This window comes from Frankia sp. AgKG'84/4, assembly GCF_023242965.2.
GTDB lineage: Bacteria > Actinomycetota > Actinomycetes > Frankiales > Frankiaceae > Frankia.
In genome coordinates this window covers 1-4,438 of sequence record NZ_JALKFU020000444.1, presented here as the reverse complement: position 1 = coordinate 4,438, position 4,438 = coordinate 1, and the positions used below count along the sequence as shown (strand labels likewise).

The 4,438-nt window shown below is 75.2% G+C and carries 4 protein-coding genes and 1 pseudogene; 4 read left to right on the top strand and 1 reads right to left on the bottom strand.

The window, feature by feature from the left end:
• Positions 1–392: pseudogene (locus tag MXD58_RS20895) on the bottom strand (acetamidase/formamidase family protein); the annotation flags it as partial.
• Between the two features lie 128 nt (positions 393–520).
• On the opposite strand from MXD58_RS20895, the gene MXD58_RS20890 reads away from it, so the two are divergent.
• The 4 genes from MXD58_RS20890 to MXD58_RS20875 form a co-directional block, all read left to right on the top strand.
• Complete coding sequence (locus MXD58_RS20890; RefSeq protein ID WP_248841246.1) at positions 521–1,324, top strand: cysteine hydrolase family protein; 804 nt, start codon at positions 521–523, stop codon at positions 1,322–1,324.
• A gap of 5 nt (positions 1,325–1,329) precedes the next feature.
• The gene (locus MXD58_RS20885) at positions 1,330–1,809 is read left to right on the top strand and encodes a cupin domain-containing protein (protein ID WP_248841245.1); all 480 of its coding nucleotides are present in this window, start codon (positions 1,330–1,332) and stop codon (positions 1,807–1,809) included.
• Positions 1,806–3,263 (top strand): AtzH-like domain-containing protein, encoded by a 1,458-nt coding sequence (locus tag MXD58_RS20880; protein ID WP_248841244.1) that lies wholly within the window; start codon positions 1,806–1,808, stop codon positions 3,261–3,263. The genes MXD58_RS20885 and MXD58_RS20880 overlap by 4 nt, the downstream gene beginning before the upstream one ends.
• 149 nt (positions 3,264–3,412) lie before the next feature.
• Positions 3,413–4,438: amidase family protein (locus MXD58_RS20875; protein WP_250609773.1), on the top strand; the 1,026-nt coding region annotated here is incomplete at its 3' end.

The following is a 4,438-nucleotide window of genomic DNA, read 5'->3' as shown; positions in this document are numbered from 1 at the left end:
CCGTAGGGGGCGCGCCGCGTCAGCGCCAGGACCTCGACCTCCAGCACGTCGCCGGGGCGGGCGCCGGCGACCGCGACCGGACCAGTGACGACATGCGGGCCGGCGACGTCCGGGGTGTGGCGACGGCCGGAGCGGGCCAGCGCCAGCACGTCGTCGAGCAGATCGCCCGCGCCGATGCCGGCGGCGCCGAAGAACGCCGCCGGGTCGCTGCCCTGGTCGGCGAGCAGACCCTCGTGACTGATCGTGTCGATCAGTACGGCCTGGCCGGACGACACGGTCAGGATCGGCCGGCTCGTCGCGTTCGGCAGCAGGCCCCAGGCGACCTCGTCCGGCCGGGCCGGCAGATACGTCGAACCGGTGGGGATCGCGACTCCGCTGTGCAGCACATCCACGGCCGGTGACCCTGCCATAGGCCCATGTCAGCGGCGTTACCGGCGTGATCGCCGCGGACCGGGTGGACGCGACGTTGGCGCAACGGGTCGGAAATGCCGGCGAAAACGTCCACACGCAGGATGTTCGCGTGGTCGACATTCGGCTCGGAGCTCCCCGCAACTCGTGGGGGGTGTCGCCTGATCAGGTGGATCTGCGCCGCCGCCCCGTCGCCTCGTTGTCACTGTCCGTCGAGGCCCATCCGCAGCGGATCACCCTTGATCTCGCCCGCACCGCGATCGTCGTCGTCGACATGCAGAACGACTTCTGCCATCCCGACGGTTGGCTCGCCGGCATCGGCGTCGACATCGAGCCGGCTCGAAAGCCGATCGAGGCGCTGCGCGCCGTCCTGCCGGCGCTGCGCGCGGTGGACGTGCCGGTTGTCTGGCTGAACTGGGGCAACCGGCCGGACCTCGCGAACGTGCCGCCCGGCGTGCGCCACGTCTACGACCCCGACGGCTCCGGCGGCGGCCTCGGCGCGCCCGCCCGGCCCGGCGGCAGTCCGACGCTGCAGGCGGGAAGCTGGTCGGCGGCGATCGTCGACGAGCTCACCCCGCCCAGCGGCGACGTGCGCGTCGACAAGTACCGGATGAGCGGCTTCTTCGACACCCCCCTCGACGCCGTCCTGCGCAACCTCGCCGTGACGACGCTGCTGTTCGCCGGGGTGAACTCCGACCAGTGCGTGCTCGCCACCCTCACCGACGCCGCCTGCCTCGGCTACGACGTGATCCTGCTGGAGGACTGCTCGGCGACGACCTCCCCGTCGTTCTGCCACGACGCCACCGTCTACAACGTCGCCCAGTGCTTCGGCTTCGTCGCCCAGTCCAGCGCGTTCACCGCCGCCCTGCCCGCGACCGGTGTCGGACTGGCCGGCGCCCCAGCCGGACGGCGGTGACGCCGATGCCGACGACGCCGATGCCGACGACGCCGACCGTGATCGGTCCGGACGCACTGGAGATGCGTCACATCACCGCCGGGGACAGCGTGCGCCTCGGGGTGCTCGTCGGCCCGGAGTCCTCGCCGGTCACGGTGCTGCTCGAGGCGTGGGACGCCGGTGGCGCGCAGCCGCCGAACAGCCATCCGGGCTCGACCGAGCTGTTCGTGTTCCTGCGCGGCGAGGGCCTCGCGGTCTGCGACGACACCGAGGTTCCCGTCGCCGCCGGCGCCACGCTCGTCCTGCCGCCGACATCGCTGCACCACATCCGCAACACCGGTGCCGACCGGCTGTACGCGCTGACCCTCATGTGCCCCGACGCCGGGTTCGCCGACCTGGTGCGACGCGGGCCGCTCGCCGGCACCGACGACGAGGATCGCGCCGTGCTCGCCGCCGTACCACCGTCCGCGCTCACCACCGGGCGGCTGCCTGGCCGGCGGACGTGACGGCGCCGCTGCCCGCGGCCGACTGGTTCGCCCTGCGGCCGCTGGCGCCCGGGACCTGGCTGGTCGCCGAACCGGGTCACGTGAACTGCTTCCTCGTCGAGGGCGCCGACCGCGCGGTGCTCGTTGACACCGGCCTCGGCCTCGCCGACGTCCACGAAGCCGCCCGCACACTGACGCCGCGCCCGATCCTCGCCGTGAACTCCCACGGCCACGACGACCATCGCGGCGGCAACTGGCTCTTCGACGACGTCGCCGCCCACCCGCTGGCCGCCGCCGCGGTGATGGCGCCGGTGCCCCCCGCACGGCTCGGCGCCTACCTCGGCGTCGCCCGCGAGCAGTACACCGCCTACGAACGACTGCGTGACGACGACGGACGGTTCTTCCACCTGCTCACCGCGGAGACGACGCCGCGCCCGGTGCCGCCGGAGGCCGACGCGTGGACCGTTCCCGCCGGCCCCGCGCCCGCGCCGCTCGCCGACGGGGCGCGGATCGATCTCGGCGGACGCGCGCTGACCGTGCTGCACACCCCCGGGCACTCCCCGGACTCGCTGTGCCTGTTCGACGAGCACGCCGGCCTGCTGTTCGCCGGCGACACGCTCATCACCGGCGACTTCTGGGTGCATCTGCCCGACGCCGCCGTCGAGGTCTTCGCCGCCACCCTGCGCGACCTGCACACCCGGCTCGACGGCTTGGTCCGGGAGATCTTCCCGGCGCACACGCTGCGCTACCGGGTCGGCCCGGACTTCCTGCGCCGCGCCGCCGACGCCTTCGACCGGGTCGCCGCCGGCACCGCCGCGGGTCGTCCGGGCACGGACCTGCTGCGCCGCCCGGTCCACCGCCACGACTTCGCCGACTTCAGCATCCTGCGCCCCCCGGCCGCCGACCCTGGCAACAGCCCGGCGAACGCCGAGCGGGAACTCGAGCCCGATGCTGACACGGACGTGGATCCGGACGCCGAGCCCGACGCGGACGCGGACGCGGAGCCGGACACCGATAGGGATGCCGAGCCGGATGTCCAGGTGGACGCCGGCCAGGCAGCCGACGTCCCGGCGGCGCTCGCCGGGTACGACCCGGCGCTCGGGGCCGCGTTCGTCCGCTACGAGCGGGCGCTCATGGCCGGGGACGTCGACGGGCAGCGGGACGCCTTCTCCGCCGCCGACCACGTCGTACGGGTCGACCTCGACGGCCCGGTCGTCGGGCCAGGTGCGCTCGCCGCGTTCCGGGCCGCCCGCCCGACGCCAGGTCCGCGGCGACTGCGCGACCTGCACGTCGTGCGCAGTCCGGGGCAGACCGTCGTGACCGTGTCGACGAACGAGCGCCTCGGCGCCGACGGGGAGGTGCTTGGCCTGAGCACGCAGACCCAGGTGTGGGCGCGCGGCGACGCCGGCTGGCAGGTCGTCGCCGCCTGCGTCGCGCCGATGGCCAACCCGCCGGGCGCGGCGGCCGGCGGGTGAGCGGCGTCGAGGGCAGGTCGCCGGCATTGAGGTCATCAGGGCGGCCATCGTCCGAGCGGTGGACGCCCGAGCAGTGGTCGTCGGTGTGGCGCGAACATGGAGCTCCGCTGCTGCCCGCGACGGGCAGTGGTGCCTTGGACGGCCTGCGGATGGCAGTGAAGGACGTGGTCGCGCTCGGCGGCCATCGCGTCGGCGCCGGCAACCCGACGGTGCTCGCCGGCGCTCCGGTCGAGACGGCCGACGCCGACGCGGTGCGGCTGCTGCGCTTGGCCGGCGCCGCGGTCGCGGGGATCGCGCGGACCGATGAGCTGGCGTTCGCGCTGTCCGGCGCGAACGCGCACTATGGCATGCCGCCGAATCCGGCGGCACCCGAGCTGGTCAGCGGCGGGTCGACGAGCGGCCCGGCGGCCGCCGTCGCCGCCGGGCTCGCCGACCTCGGCCTCGGCACCGACACGGCCGGCTCGGTTCGGGTGCCCGCGTCGGTGTGCGGCCTGTATGGGCTGCGGCCGACGCACGGCGCGGTGTCCCTCGACGGGGTGCTCGGCCTGGCCCCGTCGTTCGACACGGTCGGCTGGCTGGCCGCCGACCCCGGCGTGCTGCATGCCGTCGGCGACGTCCTGCTGCCGCCGGGCATGCCGGTTCGGCCGGGCAGGCTGTTCGTCGTCGCCCCGCCCGGCAGCGCCGAGCGCGGGACGACGTCGGCGCGGGAAGGGCCGGTGGAGGTCGCGGCCCGCCTCGCCGATGCCCTTGACGTGCGACTCGTCGTCGGACCGATGCGCGAGGACCCCGATGCGGCCGCGCTGCTCGCGGCGTTCCGGGCCGTGCAGGCCGCGCAGGCGTGGCGACTGCACGGCCCCTGGATCACCGCCCACCCCGGTGCCCTCGACGCCGAGGTCGAGGCACGGTTCCGCGTTGGCGCCACCATCGACGCCGACGCGGAGCGGCGCGCCGAACGGCTCATTGCCGAGGGCCGTGCGCGGCTGCTCGACCGGATCGGCGCGGACACCTGGATCGTGCGCCCGGCCACCGCCGGACCCGCCCACCCGCGGTCCGCCGGCCGCGAGGAACGGGACACCTGGCGGCAGGCGACCCTCGCCTGCACCGTCGCGGCCAGCGCCTACGGTCTGCCGAGCTGCGTGGTACCCACCGCACCAGCGGCCCTGGCCGCTGCCGGC